The 17,217-nt window shown below is 73.3% G+C and carries 14 protein-coding genes; 4 read left to right on the plus strand and 10 right to left on the minus strand.

Annotated elements, in window-relative coordinates; all coding sequences use genetic code 11:
* The first annotated feature begins 5 nt into the window (after positions 1-5).
* Positions 6-1,247 carry a styrene monooxygenase/indole monooxygenase family protein gene (locus OG488_RS25565; protein ID WP_329232820.1) on the plus strand — a complete coding sequence of 414 codons (1,242 nt, stop codon included), beginning with the start codon at positions 6-8 and terminating at the stop codon, positions 1,245-1,247.
* A 78-nt stretch (positions 1,248-1,325) separates the two neighbouring features.
* Here OG488_RS25565 and OG488_RS25570 read toward each other — a convergent pair whose 3' ends face one another.
* From OG488_RS25570 to OG488_RS25590, 5 genes are all read right to left on the minus strand, one after another.
* Positions 1,326-2,489, minus strand: a complete 1,164-nt coding sequence (locus tag OG488_RS25570; RefSeq protein WP_329232822.1) for a C40 family peptidase — start codon at positions 2,487-2,489, stop codon at positions 1,326-1,328.
* A 151-nt stretch (positions 2,490-2,640) separates the two neighbouring features.
* Positions 2,641-5,274 (minus strand): outer membrane protein assembly factor BamB family protein, encoded by a 2,634-nt coding sequence (locus OG488_RS25575; protein ID WP_329232824.1) that lies wholly within the window; start codon positions 5,272-5,274, stop codon positions 2,641-2,643.
* Positions 5,275-5,345: 71 nt separating this feature from the next.
* Positions 5,346-5,621 carry a hypothetical protein gene (locus OG488_RS25580; RefSeq protein ID WP_329232826.1) on the minus strand — a complete coding sequence of 92 codons (276 nt, stop codon included), beginning with the start codon at positions 5,619-5,621 and terminating at the stop codon, positions 5,346-5,348.
* A 24-nt stretch (positions 5,622-5,645) separates the two neighbouring features.
* Positions 5,646-6,407, minus strand: coding sequence for a TetR/AcrR family transcriptional regulator (locus OG488_RS25585; protein ID WP_329232828.1), 762 nt, complete (start codon positions 6,405-6,407; stop codon positions 5,646-5,648).
* A gap of 74 nt (positions 6,408-6,481) precedes the next feature.
* The gene (locus tag OG488_RS25590; protein ID WP_329232830.1) at positions 6,482-7,417 is read right to left on the minus strand and encodes an AurF N-oxygenase family protein; all 936 of its coding nucleotides are present in this window, start codon (positions 7,415-7,417) and stop codon (positions 6,482-6,484) included.
* Between the two features lie 190 nt (positions 7,418-7,607).
* On the opposite strand from OG488_RS25590, the gene OG488_RS25595 reads away from it, so the two are divergent.
* From OG488_RS25595 to OG488_RS25605, 3 genes are all read left to right on the plus strand, one after another.
* Positions 7,608-8,717 carry a ferritin-like domain-containing protein gene (locus OG488_RS25595; RefSeq protein ID WP_329232831.1) on the plus strand — a complete coding sequence of 370 codons (1,110 nt, stop codon included), beginning with the start codon at positions 7,608-7,610 and terminating at the stop codon, positions 8,715-8,717.
* A 78-nt stretch (positions 8,718-8,795) separates the two neighbouring features.
* Entirely contained in the window at positions 8,796-9,716 is a 921-nt protein-coding gene (locus tag OG488_RS25600) for an ADP-ribosylglycohydrolase family protein (protein WP_443074244.1), read from the plus strand.
* 108 nt (positions 9,717-9,824) lie between these two features.
* Entirely contained in the window at positions 9,825-10,670 is an 846-nt protein-coding gene (locus OG488_RS25605) for a hypothetical protein (RefSeq protein ID WP_329232835.1), read from the plus strand.
* Here OG488_RS25605 and OG488_RS25610 read toward each other — a convergent pair.
* The 5 genes from OG488_RS25610 to OG488_RS25630 all read right to left on the minus strand — a co-directional run bounded on the left by OG488_RS25610 (position 10,655) and on the right by OG488_RS25630 (position 17,094).
* A complete protein-coding gene (locus tag OG488_RS25610) occupies positions 10,655-11,722 on the minus strand; it encodes an amidase (protein ID WP_329232837.1) in 1,068 nt (355 codons plus the stop codon). The genes OG488_RS25605 and OG488_RS25610 overlap by 16 nt on opposite strands.
* Positions 11,723-11,746: 24 nt before the next feature.
* Positions 11,747-13,204, minus strand: a complete 1,458-nt coding sequence (locus OG488_RS25615; RefSeq protein ID WP_329232839.1) for a peptidoglycan D,D-transpeptidase FtsI family protein — start codon at positions 13,202-13,204, stop codon at positions 11,747-11,749.
* On the minus strand, positions 13,201-14,565 hold the full coding sequence (locus OG488_RS25620; protein WP_329232841.1) for an FtsW/RodA/SpoVE family cell cycle protein: 1,365 nt from the start codon (positions 14,563-14,565) through the stop codon (positions 13,201-13,203). The genes OG488_RS25615 and OG488_RS25620 overlap by 4 nt, the downstream gene beginning before the upstream one ends.
* An 82-nt stretch (positions 14,566-14,647) precedes the next feature.
* Positions 14,648-14,968 (minus strand): zinc-ribbon domain-containing protein, encoded by a 321-nt coding sequence (locus OG488_RS25625; RefSeq protein WP_329232843.1) that lies wholly within the window; start codon positions 14,966-14,968, stop codon positions 14,648-14,650.
* Positions 14,965-17,094 (minus strand): PBS lyase, encoded by a 2,130-nt coding sequence (locus OG488_RS25630; RefSeq protein ID WP_329232844.1) that lies wholly within the window; start codon positions 17,092-17,094, stop codon positions 14,965-14,967. Before OG488_RS25630 ends, OG488_RS25625 begins: the two co-directional genes overlap by 4 nt.
* Positions 17,095-17,217 lie beyond the last annotated feature (123 nt).

The raw sequence follows: 17,217 nt of genomic DNA on the forward strand, positions 1-17,217 counted from the left end.
CCGCGATGCGGAAGATACTCATAGTCGGAGCCGGCCAGTCCGGTCTCCAACTGGCCCTCGGACTGCAGTCCAGCGGGTACGAAGTCACCCTGATGTCCAACCGCACCGCGGACGAGATCCGGTCCGGCCGGGTCATGTCGACGCAGTGCATGTTCCACACGGCCCTCCAGCACGAGCGCGACCTGCAGCTCAACTTCTGGGAGTCGCAGGCCCCGCGGATCGAGGGCGTCGGCGTCTCGGTCGCCGGCCCCGACTCCTCGCGGGTCATCGACTGGGTCGGCAAGCTCGACGGCTACGCGCAGTCCGTCGACCAGCGCGTGAAGATGGCCGGCTGGATGGAGACCTTCGCCCAGCGCGGCGGGCAGCTCGTCATCCACGGTGCCGCCGTCTCCGACCTGGACTACTTCTCCCGTACCTACGACCTGGTGATGGTCTCGGCCGGCAAGGGCGAGCTCGTCTCCATGTTCGGCCGGGACGCCTCCCGCTCGCCGTTCGACGCCCCGCAGCGCGCGCTGGCCGTCGCCTACGTCCACGGCCTGGGTCCCCGTCCGGAGCACCCCGAGTTCGACGCGGTGCGCTGCAACCTGGTCCCGGGGGTCGGTGAGCTCTTCATCATGCCGACCCTGACGACGTCGGGCCGCGCGGACATCCTGTTCTGGGAGGGCATCCCCGGCGGTCCGCTCGACGCCTTCCAGGGCATCAAGGACCCCTCGGAGCACCTGGCCAAGACGCTGGAGCTCATGGAGACGTACACGCCGTGGGAGTACGCGCGCGCCACCAAGGTCGAGCTGACCGACGCCAACGCCACGCTGGCGGGCCGTTACGCCCCGACCGTCCGCAAGCCCGTCGGCCGGCTGCCCGGCGGGGGTCTGGTCCTCGGCGTCGGGGACGTGGTCGTCGCCAACGACCCGATCACCGGTCAGGGTTCCAACACCGCGTCCAAGTGCGCGCACTCCTACCTGCACTCGATCCTCGAGCACGGCGACCGGCCGTTCGACGAGGAGTGGATGGAGGCCACCTTCGAGCGTCACTGGGAGAACACCCAGCACGTCGTGAAGTGGACGAACGCGATGCTCGGCCCGCCGCCGGAGCACGTGCTGAACCTGATCGGCGCCTCCGGCCAGCTCCAGCCGGCCGCCGACCGCTTCGCCAACGGGTTCAACGACCCGGCGGACTTCGACAACTTCTTCTTCGAGCCGGAGAAGACGAACGCGTACCTGGGCTCGCTCACCGGCGCCCAGGGCTGACACCCGCGCACCGGCGCACCCGGGAACCGGGCCGTCACATCCGTCAGGCAGGCAGCGACGGACGTGGCGGCCCGGTTCTCATGCGTCCGGGGCGTCGTACCCGGTGTCCGATCCGGAGGTGGCGTCCGCGGGGAGCTCCGGCAGGGTGTACGTGCTCAGCGGCTCGCCGTCCGGATCCGGGCGTACGGCGCCCAGCAGGGGGTTGGAGGCCAGGGGCGACACCTTCACCGAGGCTCCGGGCCTGGGGGCCTGGACGACGAGGCCGTTGCCGATGTACAGCGCCACATGCGTCGCCTCCGGGAAGTAGACCACCAGGTCGCCGGGGCGCAGCGAGCCGACCGGAACCCTCGGCAGCTGCCGCCACTGTTCCTGCGAGGTCCGAGGGATCGTCCGCCCCGCGTCCGACCAGGCCTGCGAGGTGAGCCCGGAGCAGTCGAAGGACTCCGGCCCCTCGGCGCCCCAGACGTACGGCTTGCCGATCTGCTCGACCGCGAACCGCACGGCCTCGCCGCCCTCCTCGGTCGGCGGCCGGACCGAGCTGAGCGCTCCGGATGCGGTCAGCGCGTCCTGGGCCTCGCCGACGGTCTTCTTCTCCAGTGCCGAGACGGCCGCCAGCTGATCCGCCGAGAGCGAGGCGAGCATCGCCTCGATGCCCTTCAGCCGCGTCTCCACGGTGTCGCGCTGCTTCTTCCGCTGCGCGGCCAGCGCCCGCTGCCGGTCCTGTGCGGTCCGGGACCTGGCCGACAGCTCCTCGGCGTGTTTCTCCGCGCCGGTCAGCCGGTCCACCGCGGCCGACCGGCCGGCCTGGGCGCGCTCGATGACGTGGCTCTGCTCCAGGGCCCGAGCCGGGTCCTCGGCGAGCAGCAGGCGCAGATAGACGGAGAAGTCGGTGCGCCCCTGGTACTGGTCCCGCGCCAGGCGCCCGGCGTCACGACGGCCCGAGTCCAGTGCCGTCCGGGCCCGGGCGAGCTCGGCGCGCAGCTTCCCGGCCGCGGCCGTCCGCTTCTTCAGCTCCTTCTCGGTGCCCTTGTACAGCTCGCCGGCCTCCTCGGCCTTCCGGTACAGGGTCTGCAACTGCGTCAGCAGTCCCGCCACGCTCTGCTGCGGGGCTCCGGCGGCCGGGGCGGGGTCCGGGCCGCCGGCCGGGACCGGCCCCGGGGCCGGTCCGGCGAAGGCGGGCGAGGCGGCGACGACCGCGGCCAGCGCCGCGGTGCAGAGGGTACGTGCGAGTCTTCCTGACACGACATCACCTCCGGTGACAAGGGCGATACCGATTAATCGGATTACCCCACGAACGGTCGGATCTTGACCATCCGGTCACTCGGCCGGAGGTGATGCAAGGACCGTCCCGCGCGCCGTCCGGGTCGTGCCCCGAACGGAGGACGCCCGGGTGTCACTCCACGGGGAAGGCGTAGAAGGCCCGTTCCCGCCGGACGACCGCGGTCCTCCCGGTGGCCAGCACCCGGTACCACCCGGTGACGGTGGCACCCTTCGGGTCCTGGACCCCGATGTCCTGGAACTTCCACAGCCGGCGTCCGTCCGCCGCGTCGAAGGCCGTCACCTGCGAGGCGTCCGCGGCGAGCAGGGTCTTCCCACCGCCACTGAGGGTCAGAGCGGGCGCGTAGGAGCCGGGCGGGACCTCGGTGGACCGTCGCCAGAGCAGCTTCCCGGTCGCACTCCCGACCGCGGCGACCTCTTGGTTCCGGTTCGTGGTGTGCAGCACCGCCCCCGCCGGAAGGGGGGTGCCGAAGACGGACGACGCCGTGCCGTTGAGCGTCCAGACCGGCTTGCCGGTGCCCGTCTCGAACGCCTGCATGTCGTCGCCGACCCCGGCGTACAGCCGGCCCTGCTCGTCACCGGCCGCCGAGCCGGCCGGTGCGACCGCGCCGAACCGCCGGTCCCACAGCAGCTTTCCCGTGGCGCGGTCGAAGCACCGGAAGGACGCCTTGCCCTTGCCCGCCGCGACGTCGGCGGGGGTGAGCGTGCCGGCGTCCTGGCGTACGACGAAGTCGGTGTCCCTGACGGCGGTCAGACGGTGGACCGGGGTGCCGGGGGCCCGGCCGGCGGGGACGGCGGTGCGCCAGAGTTCCTTGCGCCGCACGAGGTCGTACGCGAAGAGGTAGGCCTTGACGACCTGCCTGTCCTTGCCGGGCTTCTTGCCCTTCTTCGGCTTCGGCGCCTTCTCGGTGACGGTGTGGGAGCCGGTGAACCAGAGGACGGAGCCGGACAGTCCGGTGAGGGTGGCCACCTTCATGTTCGGTACGCCGGCGAACTGGTCGACGAAGCGCACCCGGTGGGCGACCTTCCCGTCCTTCGCCGACAGCCAGAGGAACTCCGTCGGGCTCGCCAGGAAGCAGAGGCCGTCACCGGCCGCGAGGACCGCCTGGGCGCCCGCCGCGTCGGCACGCTCCCAGATCTTCCGCCCGGTCCGCAGGTCGACGGCGGTCGCCCGCTCCTCGTCCGTCACCACCAGGAGCCTGTCCCGCCAGATGCCCGCGGTGAGCGGGACCGGCGAGGCGGCCGGGTGGGTGTAGATCCACCGGGGCGCCGGCGCCCGGCCCGGGACGGTGGGGCCGGGCCGGGGGGCCGGCTTGTCGTCGGCGGCGGTGGCGGGATCGTCCGGCCCGAGGGCGGCCACCGCGGTTCCGCCCAGGACCAGCCCGGCCGCGCCGGCGGCGACGGCGGTGAGCAGAGCCCGGCGGCTGGTGACCGGGGCGGCCCCGTCGCCGGGCGGTACGGCGGTGGGCGCGGCGGTGGGCAGGGGGAGCGGGGCGGGCGCGGGCACCCCCTGGGGTGCGGGGGCGGCCGGGTACGCGTACGGGTAGGGCTGTGCGGGTGCGGGTGCGGGTGCGGGTGCGAGGGCCGGTGCGGGGGTCGGGGGCGCCGATCCGGTCGCTTCCCGGGGGAGGGCGAGCTGGGTCGTCGCCCGGTCGGAGTGCGGTGCGCGTGCCCCGGTGCCCAGGAAGCGCGTCGTCCGGCTGTCCTCGCCGACGTCCCCGCTCCCCGGCGCCCCTGTGGCTGCCCCGCTGTCCGCCGGAACCGCGTCCCGGACAGGATGCGGGGCAGGGTCCTGGGCCGGGTCCGGTACCGAGTCCTGCGCAGGATCCGGGGCCGCGTCCTGCGGCGGGTCCACCGGAGGCGTCAGGGCCCGGGCCCTGACCCCCTGGTCCGTCACCGCGGCCGACAGGGGCCCGGGGAGCCAGCCGCCCTTGGCGAGGCCCGCGGCGCCCTCCAGCGCCAGCTCCGCCGCCACCGCTCCCGCACCGGGCCGGTCGTCCGGGTCCTTCGCGAGGCAGCCCGCGATCAGGGCGCGCAACTCGTCCGGAACGGAGCCCAGTTCGGCCGAACCGTGGGCGATGCGCTCGGCCGCCTCGTCGGCGGGGCCGTCGGCGAGCGGGGTCGTCCCGGTCGCCGCGTACGCCAGCAGCAGGCCCAGGACGAACAGGTCGGACGCCGGGCCCACCTCCTGGCCCTCCACCTGCTCCGGGGTGAGATAGCCCAGCCGCACCGAGAGCTGCCCGCCCTCCCGTGACTCGGCGGAGGCCGCCGCTCCCAAGGGGCCGAACGCGGTGAGGCGGGGTCCGTCCTCGGCCAGCAGCACCGTCTCCGGTGCCAGCCCCTGGAGCACGGCCCCGGTGGCGTGCACGCGGGAGAGGGTCTCGGCCAGCCCGGCACCGATGATCCGTACGGCACGCTCGGGCAGGGGACCGGCGAGGCCGATCGCCTCGGCGAGCGTCACCGCGGGCACGTAGGCAGCGGCGGTCCACAGGGCGTCGTCCTCCGGCGAGGCGAGCGGCGGCTGCACCCAGCCGCCGGCCAGGCGCTCGGCGGTACGGGCCTCGGCCCGGAAACGGCGCCGGAAGGCGGGTACGGAGGCGAGGGAGGGGCGTGCGGCGGTCACCACGGCGAGTTCGTCGCCGTCCGCGCCGCGGGCCAGGAAGTGCACCGAGCCCGCGCTCTCGCGGAAGCGCGCCAGCGCCGTGTACGGGCCGAAGCGGCGTGGATCGTCCTGACGCAGCGCCTCCATGGCGCACCCCCCTTGTCACCGTGCCCTCGGCACCTGACCGCCGATCCTACGGCCGCGCACGCGGATGCCGCTCAGGACCCGCTGCGGGGCCTGGTCCAGGGCCACTTGGGGGTGAAACGCTCCCGTCCGCCGGGGGCGTACTCGTACACCCAGCCGCGCTGCAGCCCGAGCCGCTTCGAAAAGCCGGACGGGGCGCGCCGGTAGGCGTGCACGGTGGCGGGGCCGCCGTCGGCGTCCGGCACCGGGACCTCGTACCACTTGGGCGGATGACCGGTAGGCCCGAGCAGGACGGGCAGCACCCGGCCGTCCAGGGGGCCGCCGCGGAAGGACGTGTTCTCGCTTTTCACGGTGCCAGTCTGACCCAGGGGCCCTCAGCCCGGCGGCAGCAGGTGCGCGGCACGGCCGGCCACCGGGATGATCAGCGTCGCGAGCCGGCCGGCGGGGCCGTCGGCGGTCTCCTTGCCCAGCAGCTCCGCCACCACGGCTTCCGTCTCCCCGTCCGAGGCGGCGGTGGCCGCGAGCAGGGCCATCAGATGGTCGACCAGCCAGCCCCGCAGGTCGGAGGCGTCCGGCTGCTTCCCCTCGTCCAGCCAGATCAGGGACGCCGCCTCCACGGCCGCGATCCAGGTGCGCACCATCATCCGCAGGCGCGGGCCGGCGGGTTCCTGGCCCGGGCCGCCGCCGCGGCCGAGGTGGAGCAGGATCTGCTCGGCCGCCGACCGGCGCACGCCGTCCACGATCGTCGACGTACGCGAGGTCTCGGCCACGCTCCCGCCGCGCAGCAACGCGCTGAAGCCGGCGTCGTGCTCGTCGACGAAGCCGAGGTAGCGGTCCAGGACCCGGCTCACGCGCTCGGTGGGCGGGCCGACGGCGGGTTCGGCGAAGCAGAGCGTCAGCTGCTCGGCGGCCGACCCGAGGGCGGCCTCGTACAACTGCTGCCTGCCGCCGGGGAAGTAGCGGTAGACCAGGGGCCGGGAGACCCCGGCCGCGGCCGCCACCTCGTCGATGGAGACGTCGTCGGGGGCCCGGTGGGCGAAGAGGGTGAGCGCCGCGCCGAGCAGTTGGGCACGGCGCTCCTCGACACCGAGCCGTCGGTACGCGCGGGCCGGCGGTGCTGCGGGTGCGGAGGTCATACCCCGAAGCCTACGGCCGCCCGGCGCGCGAGGGGGCGGCGTCGCGCGGGCCGGCACGCGCGAAGGGGGCGGCCTCAGGCCAGCAGACCCGAGCTCTTCCACAGCCTGCGTCCCACCCCGTTGAGCACACCGATGTCGTCGAAGAAGTCCGTGAGCCGCTTCGCTCCCGTCTGCATGACCTCCGCCCGGTGGCCGCTCGCCCGCACCTGGGCGACGGCCTCGTGGCGGTCCAGGCCCACGTTGTCGTAGACCTGCGGGTTGACGAAGCAGACGGAGAAGACGCGGGCCGCCTCCCCGCAGTTGAGCCGGGTGAGGCGGCGCTCCCAGTGGGGCGCGGTGACCATCTGGCGGCGCAGCTCCTCGCGGGCGTAGCGCACGTGCCGGGCCTCCTCGACGACGTGGATGCGGGTCACTCCGCGCACCAGCGACTGGACGCGCTCGTCGGGGAAGGTGAGCCGCTGCATCCAGTCCAGGATCTCCTCGCCGAGCAGGGTCGCGGCGAAGGAACCGGGGGTGGTGGAGATGGTCTTCAGCACCCGTGCCAGGTTGTGGTAGCGCCGGGGGACCGGGTAGCTGGGCGCGCCGCCCCACTCGATCATGCGGGCGAACATCATGGAGTGCCGGCACTCGTCGGCTATCTCCGTGAGGGCGTACCGGACGTGCTTGCTGGTCACGGACTTGTCGTAGATGTGGCGGACCAGCAGCTGCATCAGGATGATCTCGAACCAGATCCCGAGCGAGGCCAGCGACGCCGCCTCGTGCCGGGCCAGCTCCATCCGCTGCTCCTCCGACATCTTCCGCCACAGCGGGGTGTCGTAGAGGGAGACCAGCTCCGGGGGCCAGAACCACTTGCCGTCCTCGACGGCCGAGTCCCAGTCCAGCTCGGTGTCCGGATCGAAGGAGTGCTTGGCCGAGGCCTCGAGCAGGCGGGCAGCGACCTGTTCGCGGTCCTTGAGCGGGCCGAGCGCATCGCGCAGCGCCTGGATGTCCTGGTCGGTCACTGTCGTCATGGCTGAAGGCACCTCGCACGTGGGGTTACCAGCGGTCAGGTTTCTGGTCACGAATTATGAGACTGCTTGTCAGCAAGACAGTCAATCCCTTGTGCGCGACTTGTTGACCGCGCGTCTACCAACGTGTGAACCTGCCAACTGACGTCAGCACCACGGAACGTACGATCCTCGCCAGGCGAAGGAGCTGTCCGTGTCGACACACGACCTCTACACCACCGCACCCACCGCTCCCACATGGCAGGTCCCCGCCACGGGGGCGGCCCGGTTCAACTGGGACTACGACGACGGCCGCGAACGTCTCCTCGCCCTCTACCAGAAGGGCAAGGACAAGCAGTGGGACGGCAACAAGCGCATCGACTGGAGCCTCGAGGTCGATCCCGCCGACCCGCTCGGCACCCCGGACGAGGCGCTCACCCTCTACGGCACCCCGCACTGGGCGAAGATGACCGAGCGGGACCGCGGCGAGCTGCGCAAGCACTACACCTCCTGGCAGTTCAGCCAGTTCCTGCACGGCGAGCAGGGCGCCATGGTCTGCGCCGCCCGGATCGTGGAGTCGGTCCCCGACCTGGACGCGAAGTTCTACTCCGCCACCCAGACGATGGACGAGGCGCGGCACGCGGAGATCTACGGGCGCTTCCTGCACGAGAAGGTCGGGATGCTCTACCCGGTCAACGACAGTCTCCAGGGGCTGCTCGGCGACACCCTGCGCGACTCCCGCTGGGACATGCCCTATCTCGGCATGCAGGTCCTCATCGAGGGGCTGGCGCTCGCCGCGTTCGGCATGATCCGCGACACCACCACCAAGCCGCTGCCCAAGCAGATCCTCGCCTACATCATGCAGGACGAGGCCCGGCACGTGGCCTTCGGCCGGATGGCGCTGCGCGACTACTACAAGCAGCTGAGCGACGCCGAACTGCGCGAACGCGAGGAGTTCGTCATCGAGGGCTGCTACCTGATGCGCGACCGTCTCAGCGGCGTCGAGGTCCTGGAGAACTTCGGCATCGGCAAGCAGGAGGCCAAGGACCTCTCCGAGCACTCGGAGTACCTCCAGCTCTTCCGCAAGCTGCTGTTCAGCCGGATCGTCCCCTGCGTCAAGGACATCGGCCTCTGGGGCGAACGGCTCCAGAAGGCCTACGTCGACATGGGTGTGTTCGAGCTGGGCGACTCGAATCTGGACCTGCTGATGGCCCAGGACGAGGAGATCGCCGAACAACTGGACCGGGACCGCTTCGCCGTGGAGGAGCGGACACGGGTCGAGGAGGTCGCGGACGCGATAGCGGAGGGCGGCACCCCCGGGTGAGGGGCTCACGGCACGTGCGGCGCCCGTCGTGGGGGAAACCGATGTACGTGTCCGGGCCGTGCGGGGAGGATGAGACGCATGAACTCGACCTCCGGAACAGGGGACACGGCCGCGGCGCGCCGCAGCCTGGAAGCGCTCGCGCTCGGTGACGCCTTCGGGGAGCGCTGGTTCCCGCTCTTCCGGCCGCCCCGGCAGGCCTACGCCGAGGTCCGTGCGCGCCGGACCCCGCACGAGCCCGAGTGGCACTGGACCGACGACACCGCGCTGGCGCTCGCCCTGCAACGGGTGCTGGACGAGTACGGGGAGGTCGTCCAGGACCGGCTCGCCCTCTACTACGCCCTGGCCTTCGAAGCGGACCGCGCCCGCGGTTACGGGCACGGCATGCACATCCTGCTGCCGGAGCTGCTGACCTCGCCGGCAGACTGGCGGACGCTGGCGCCCGGGCTCTTCGAGGGCGGCAGTCTCGGCAACGGCGCGGCGATGCGGGTCGCGCCGCTCGGGGCCCGCTTCCACGCGGACCTCGGCCACGTCGCCGAACAGGCCGCGCTCTCCGCGGCCGTCACCCACGCCCATCCGGAGGGCGTCGCCGGCGCGGTGGCCGTCGCGGTCGCCGCGGCGCTGTCCGTGCGCGGGGAGTTCACCCTGCAGGCCGTCGCCGGGCGCACGCCGGAAGGGCTCGTACGGGAGGGCGTGCTCCGTGCCGCGGAGGTGCCGTTCACGACGGAACCGTGGAAGGCCGCCGATCTCCTGGGCAACGGGAAGCGCATCCGGGCCGACGACACGGTGCCGTTCGCGCTGTGGACCGCCGCCCGGCACCCGGACGACCTGGAAGAGGCGCTGTGGTCCACGGCCGAGGGCTTCGGGGACGTGGACACGACCTGCGCGATCACCGGGGGCGTCGTCGGCGCGCGGACCGGGGTGGAGGGCGCTCCCGCGGAGTGGCGGCAGCGGAGGGAACCGCTGGCCCGATGGTGGCGGACGCGGAGCGATCCGGGCTGACGGACGAAGGGGCGGAGTGACCGGGCGGGTTGCGGGCCGGGCCTCCCGGCCTGCTTCCGGCCGTGCGTACGTCGAATTCATGTTCGTCCGGTGACGTAACGTGAGCGCATGAGCATGCCGCCGCAGCCGCCGCAGGGTCCGTACGGGCCGCCTCCCCCTCAGCCCTCTCCGTACGGGCAACAGCCCCCGCAGCACCCTCCGTACGGGCAGCAGCCCCCGCCCGGCCCGTACCAGGCGCCGCAGCCGGCCTACGCCTACCCGCCGCAGCCGTACCCCGGCGCACCCCACGCTCCCGGTCCGTGGGGGCAGCCGCAGCCGCCGCGCAAGAACCGCGGCTGGCTCGTCGTCGGCATCGTGCTGGGGGTGGTCGCCCTCCTCGCGGCCATCGGATTCGGGGGGTTCCAGCTCGCCGACAAGGGGGCGGACCTGGCGTTCCCCGAGACCACGCACAAGCTCGTGGTGCCGAAGACCCTGCTGGAGGAGGAGTTCACCCTCAGCCAGGACCTGTCGGACACGGAGGGCAAGGAGATCGAGGACACCTACGACCCGAGCATCCGGGACCCGAAGGCGGCGATCGGGCAGTACGCGTCGGACGAGGACGGCGGAGTGCTGGTGGTCTCCGGCATGTACGGGAGTCTGGCCAGTCCGGCGCTCGCGCGGACCAAGATCCTTGAGGGGGCCGCCGAGTCGGACGGGGGCAAGGTCGCCGTGCCGGCGAGGGAGTTCAGGCCCGACGGGTCCGGCCTCGTCGTGGAGTGCCAGGTCGTGCAGTACACGGATGTCGGCGGGACGGCCAGCATGCCCATGTGCGCCTGGGGCGACGGCAACACGGCCGCGATGGTGGCCGTGGTGCGTGCCGGTGACGCGACGAAGGACCCGGACGCCATCGACCTGGAGAAGTCGGCCGAGGAGACGCTGAAGGTGCGGGCGGAGATCCGTCAGCCGATCGGCTGAGACCGGGGCAGGTGGCGCTCCAGCGCGACGGCCGCGCCCAGCAGTTCGGCGTCCCTTCCCCGGCCGGCCACCAACTGGAGACCGGCCGGGCAGCCGTCCGGGGTGAACCCGGCCGGCAGGCTCGCCGCCGGATGGCCGCTGAGGTTGAACGCCCAGGTGAGCGCGGTGGAGTAGACGTCTCCCGGCCCGTCGTGGCCGTGCGGCCGGTTGGGCGTGACCGGGGCGAGCAGCAGGGGCGTCCGGGCGAAGAGGGCGTCGAGCGTCCGGTCGTTGGCCTCACGGAGCCGCTCCGTGGACGGGGTCCGGGCCCCCGCGCGCACCGCGAGCCAGGCGTCCGCCGGGTCCAGCAGTTCGCAGGAGCCGGGCACCAGGCGTACGGCCCCGGCTGCCACCAGCCGGCCGACCGCGGCCCGTGTCACCTCCGCGACCTCCGGGTCGACGCGGGCGAAGCCCAGATCCGGGCTGAACACGGCGGGGACGGGGAGTCGCGCGGGCCGCGGCACGTATCCGTCCAGGACATGGCGCAGACAGCTCTCCGCGCGCCGGGCCGAGCTCGCCAGCAGGCCGGCGGACGCGAGCCCCGTGGAGTCGGGGGAGGGGAGCAGACCCCTCGTCGTCCGCAGACCGAACACCCCGCACCACGCCGCCGGGATCCGCACCGACCCGGCGCCGTCGCTGCCCGTCGCCACGTCCACCATGCCCGCCGCGACCGCCACCGCGGAGCCCGCCGAGGACCCGCCCGGAGTCCGGTCGGGGCGCCAGGGGTTGACCGTACGGCCGTGCGCCCCCTGCCCCCAGGTCTGCCAGCGGGTGCCCGGGCCGGGGACCGAGGTCGCACCGACCGGGATCCCGCCCGCGGCGATCAGGCGGCGGGCCGTGTACGAGCGGATGCCCGCGGGTCCCTTCACGGCGAACGGCAGCCCTGCCAGCGGGAGCCGGGACGCGTCCGCCTCCCGTGCCCGCGCCTCCTCGTGCCAGACCTCGGTGAACGCGCACAGGTCCCGGTCGCGCCGGTCGATCCGGTCGAGGGCCGCCGCCAGAGCCGATGTCATGGACCCAGTGTCATCGAGCCGGCCTCACTCCCGCAGCGCCGCCTCCATCACCGCGCGGGCGATCGGGGCCGCGTTGCCGCCGCCGCTGACGTCGGCCCGGTCGGCCGCCGCGTCCTCCACGACCACCGCCACGGCGACCGCCGGACGCCCGGAGTCCGGCGCCTGCGCCCAGGCGATGAACCAGGCGTACGGAGTCCCGGAGTTGTCGACGCCGTGCTGGGCGGTGCCCGTCTTGCCGCCGACCGTCACCCCGTCGATCGCCCCGTTCGCGCCGGTGCCGTTCTCCACCACGTCGACCATCATCCGCTGGAGCTGCCGTGCCGTCGTGGGGTCCATCGCCCGGTGGTAGGAGTCGGACCCCTGCTGCCGGACCGTGTCGCCGTCGTCGGTGGTCACCCGTTCCACCAGGTGCGGACGCATGAGCTCACCGCCGTTCGCCACCGCCGAGGCGACCATCGCCATCTGGAGCGGGGTCGCCGCGGTGTCGAACTGGCCGATGGAGGACTGGGCGAGCTGGTCGTCGCTCATGTCCTCGTCGAAGTTGCTGCGGGCCACCCGGGAGGGGATCTCGAGGTCGTCGTCGTTGAACCCGAATCCGGCCACCGCGTCCAGCATCCCGTCCAGCCCGACCTGGACGCCGAGATGAGCCATCACGGTGTTGCAGGACACCCGGATCGCCTCCGCCAGGGACGCCTTCTCGCAGCCCTTCGCCTCGTTGGGCAGCACGGTCGAGGTCCCCGGCAGCACGTACGGCGACGGGGTGTCCGTCTCCGCGTCCGGATCGGTGACCACACCCGCGTCCAGCGCCGCCGCCGCGGTCACGATCTTGAAGGCGGAGCCCGGCGGATAGGTCTGCCGGAGGGCCCTGTTGAGCATCGGCCGGCTCGGCGCGCGGTTGAGCCGCGCCCACGCGTCGGTGACGGAGGGGCCGGTCCCGGAGAGGACCTCGGGGTCGTACGAGGGGGAGGAGACCAGCGCCAGGATCCGCCCGGTCGCCGGGTCGAGGGCCGCGACCGCGCCGCGCCGGCCGTCCAGGCCCTCGTACGCCGCGCGTTGCACGCGATCCTCGACGGTGGTGACGACATCGCCCCCCGGCTGCAGGCTGCGCGTGACGTCGCCCCACAGCGGGAGCGGCGCCAGGATCGGGTCGGCGCCGGAGAGGATCGGGTCCTCGGCGTTCTCCAGCAGCGTGGTGCCGTACGTCTGCGAGGCGTAGCCCGTCACCGGCGCGTACAGCGGACCGTGGCGGTAGGTGCGCTCGTACGCGAGCTGCTCACCGGTGTCCTTCGAGCCGGTGACGGGCTCGTCGCCGACCAGGATGTTGCCGCGCGGCTGGTCGTAACGGTCGATGGTGGTACGGCGGTTGGCGGAGTTCGAGTTGAGTTCGTCGGCCTCGAAGAGCTGGACGCGCGCGGCGTTCGCCAGCAGGGCCAGGAGCAGCAGCAGACAGAAGCCGGCGGCGTGCCGGATGTAGCGGATCACTGGTCCTCCGCGGCCGGCACGGTTCCGGTGTCGGGGTCGGGTGTGCGGGCCACGTCGCTGACCCGGATGAGGAGCGCCACGATGATCCAGTTGGTGACGACGGACGAGCCGCCCTGGGCCAGGAACGGCATCGCCATCCCGGTCAGCGGGATCAGGCCCATCACCCCGCCCGCGATGACGAAGACCTGGAGCGCCAGGATCGAGGCCAGGCCGATCGACAGCAGCCGCCCGAAGGGGTCCCGCAGGGCCAGGCCCGCGCGGAAGCCGCGGGCCACCAGCAGGGCGTACAGCAGGAAGATCGCGGTGAGGCCCGCCAGGCCGAGCTCCTCGCCCGCGGTGGCCAGGATGAAGTCCGACTTCGCGGCGAACCCGATGAGGATGGAGTGGCCGAGCCCGAGGCCGGTGCCGAGCATGCCGCCCGCGGCGAACGCGAAGAGCGACTGGGCGAGCTGACTCGGCCCCTGCCCCGCGTCGATCGTGGCGTACGGGTCGAGCCAGTCCTCCACCCTGCTGTGCACATGGGGTTCGAACGAGCCGACGACGAAGGCGCCCGCGGCGGCGAGGAGCAGCCCGACGGCGATCCACCCGGTCCGGCCGGTGGCCACGTACAGCAGGATCACGAAGAGACCGAAGAAGAGCAGTGACGTGCCGAGGTCCCGTTCGAGGACGAGGACGCCGACGCTGAGCAGCCAGATCGCGACGATGGGCCCGAGCACCCGGCCCGTGGGGAACTGGATCCTCCAGATCCTGCGGCCGGTGTACGCGAGCGCGTTGCGGTTCGCCGCGAGGTAGGCGGCGAAGAAGACGGCGAGCAGGATCTTGGCGAACTCGCCCGGCTGGAAGGAGAGGCCGCCGATCCGGATCCAGATCTTCGCCCCGTTCACCGCGGGGAAGAAGATCGGCACGATCATCAGCACCAGCGCCGCGGCGACCGAGAGGTAGGCGTAGCGCTGGAGCACGCGGTGGTCCCGGAGCAGGACGACGACGGCGATGAAGAGGGCGACCCCGAGCGTGGACCAGATCAGCTGCGTCGTCGCCGCCCGGTCGCTCGGGGTCTCCAGGTCGAGCCGGTAGATCAGCACCAGGCCCAGCCCGTTGAGCAGGACGGCGATGGGCAGCAGCAGCGGATCGGCGAACGGGGCGCGGAAGCGGACCGCGAGATGGGCGAGCAGGGCGAGGAGGCCGAGCCCCGCGCCGTATCCGGCGACATCGGGTGGGACGGCGTCGTTCCGGGCGAGGCCGACGGCGGCGTAGCCGTAGACGGAGATGAGCACGGCCCCGATCAGGAGCGAGAGCTCGACCCCGCGCCGCTTGGGCAGGCGTAGCTCGGGCGGGCGTGCTTCCGCCGTCGGTGCGGTCATGCCCCGCAACGTAGCAAGAGGCGGGTGTTATTTCCCTTATGTCAGCTTCGTGGCACTTCCTCGACCGGAGCCGCCCGACGGATCAGCTCTGGTAGGGGTTCTGGCCGCCGGGGGGCGCGTAACCGGGCTGCTGCTGCGGCGTCCCGTACGGAGTGCCGTCCTGCCCGCCCTGGGCCTGTGCCAGCAGCTGTTCGGCCTGCTCCTTCGGTATCTGCCGCTCCCCTCCGCAGAAGGTGCACTGCGTCGCGTACTTCGTGGAGAAGGGGAACAGCGGCACGAAGAACAGCGTGAACTTGGTGACCCGCTTCCGGAGGGTGTGCGCCGCGGGGTTCCCGCACCAGCCGCACACCATCGTCAGGACCGCCAGTTGGTAGAGATAGCCCCGCGTACCGAAAATGATCATGATGTGGTTCCTTTCCCCGTGTTTCCCAGGAGCGCCCGCCGGCAGAGTGCCAGCAGCTTCTCGTCCTCATAAGTGTCGTGGCTGCCGTATCCGCCGTCCATCGCCTTGTGGCGGCGTACGGACAGGAGCTCGGCGCGCAGCACCCGTGTCGCGTCAGAGCCTGCACCGCCGGGGCCCATCCGCGCCAGGCATTCCGCCACCCGGACCCTGACATGGCAGTTCTTCTCCCACGCCGACAGGAGCACCGGCACCACCTCGGCGGTCCGTCCCGCGATCTCCCACAGGGCGATCGCGGCCTCGACCCGGAGCCACAGCTCGTCGTGCGCCAGCAGGGCCCGCAGCCGCGGCGCCACCGCCCCGGCCCGGGGCCCCAGCGCACCGAGCGCGCTCGCCGCAGCCCGGCAGTCGCGCGCCTGTTCCGCCCACAGCCCCTCGGCCAGCACCGGCAGCACCGCGTCGGCGTCGCCTGTGACCGCCCAGAGCGCCTCGGCCGCCTCGGTCGCCGCCGCCACCCCCGGGCCGCGGGCCAGCCGCCGGAGCTCCGGGACCGCGCAGCCCGCGGCCGGCCCGAACGAGCCCAGCGCCCGCAGGGCCGCTGTCCGCAGCCACTCACCCCGGTACTCGGGCGCCCCCCGCAGCACCCGCAGCACCTCGGGGGCGGCCTCGCCCGCGCGCAGCGCCGTCAGCCCCGCGAGCAGCGGGCTCGCCCGGTCGTACGCGCTCTCGTCCAGGGCGACCTCGCCCAGCCTGCGCCGCAGCGCCCCGGCGAGCGGGTCGGCGGCAGCACCCAGGCACCTGATCGCGAAGCCCACGTCGTGCGGCACCTCCGGCCGCTCCAGGGCCGCCGCCAGGGCGGGCAGCGCCCGCGCGTCCCCCAGCCTGGCCAGCGCCTTCACCGCCGAGCCGAGCCCCGGAGGCCCGCTCGGCCACTCCTTCACCCACGCCCCGGGATCCGCCGCCACCCGCCCCGCCAGGGCGTCACCGGCGGGCGCGGCCAGGGCGAACAGGTCCTCCAGCGCGTACGAGGCCGCCTCGGCCAGCCGCGGCTCCGGATCCGCGAGCTGCGCGCCGATCAGCCGCACCAGGTCCTCGTACACCCCGCGCCAGGCCCGCATCAGCCCACTGCTCATCCGTACGGCGTCGACGCGCTGCCAGGGGTCAGGGCTGCCCAGCTGGTCCGTCAGCAGTGCCGTACGGTCCGCCACACGGTCGTCCAGGCCGACGTGCAGGGTCCGCAGCAGGTCGGTGGCCCAGGGGGTGCCGCGCCCGGAGGGCTCCTCCGCGGACAGCTCCCGCAACTGCCCCACCAGCGTCGGAGCGGTGCTCAGGTCCGACGCCCCCTCGTCGCCGCCCGGCGGCTCGGCGGCGGAGGGTTCGGCGCGGGCGGGCCCCGAGCGCAGCTCCCGCAGCAGGCCGGACACCACCCGCACGACATCGCCGGGCAGCGCGTCGGGGGCGCACCTGGCGAGCTGCGCGAGGGCGGCCAGCCGCAGTCCGGGCGGATACGCCTCCGCCGCGAGCCGGCTCAGCCAGTCCGCCACCCGCTCCGCCAGCCGTCCGTGGCGCAGGGCGATCCGGCCGGCGGCTTCGACGAGCGCGAGGCGCACCTCGTCGTCGGCCTCCACGGGCAGCCGCTCCCGCAGCAGCGCGAGCACCCTGCCCGGCCGGGTGTGCAGGGTGGCCAGCGCCAGCGGGGCGGCGAGCCGTACCCCCGGGTCCTCGTCGGCGACGAGCTCGAAGAAGACCGGGGAGCCCGCCGAGACGGCGGCCGCCGCCATCGCGTAGTTGGCCACGCCCTCGATCTCGTCCTCGTCCAGCTCGTCGAGCCCGTCCTCCTCGTCCTCGTCCAGCTCGATGCCGCCGATGCTGGTGAGCAGCTCCACGATGCCGCCCCGGTCACGTATGCCGGGGTCGGCCGCCAGCTCGAAGAGGAACGGGATGCAGGCGAGCGTGCACGCGTACACGTTGCCCTGGTGGTGGACCGCGCCGTACATCCCGTCGAGCGCGGTCTCCCGCTCCGCCGGATCGGCGGAGGCGAGTCCGTACAGCAGGCCCGGCACGTCGTCGGCCGGACCGTAGGCATGCTTCATCGAGGCCCAGCCGACCTCGTCGATCCCCGTGAACACGCCACACCCTCCCCGTGTCTTCCTTCCGCGCCCCCACACGGCGGAGAACCGTGCCGTGAAGCAGCGTCTGGGCAGAGTGTGCACCACGGCCCGGACAATCCACCCTCCACTTGCGGCCTTTCC

Source organism: Streptomyces sp. NBC_01460, assembly GCF_036227405.1.
Taxonomy (GTDB): Bacteria; Actinomycetota; Actinomycetes; order Streptomycetales; family Streptomycetaceae; genus Streptomyces.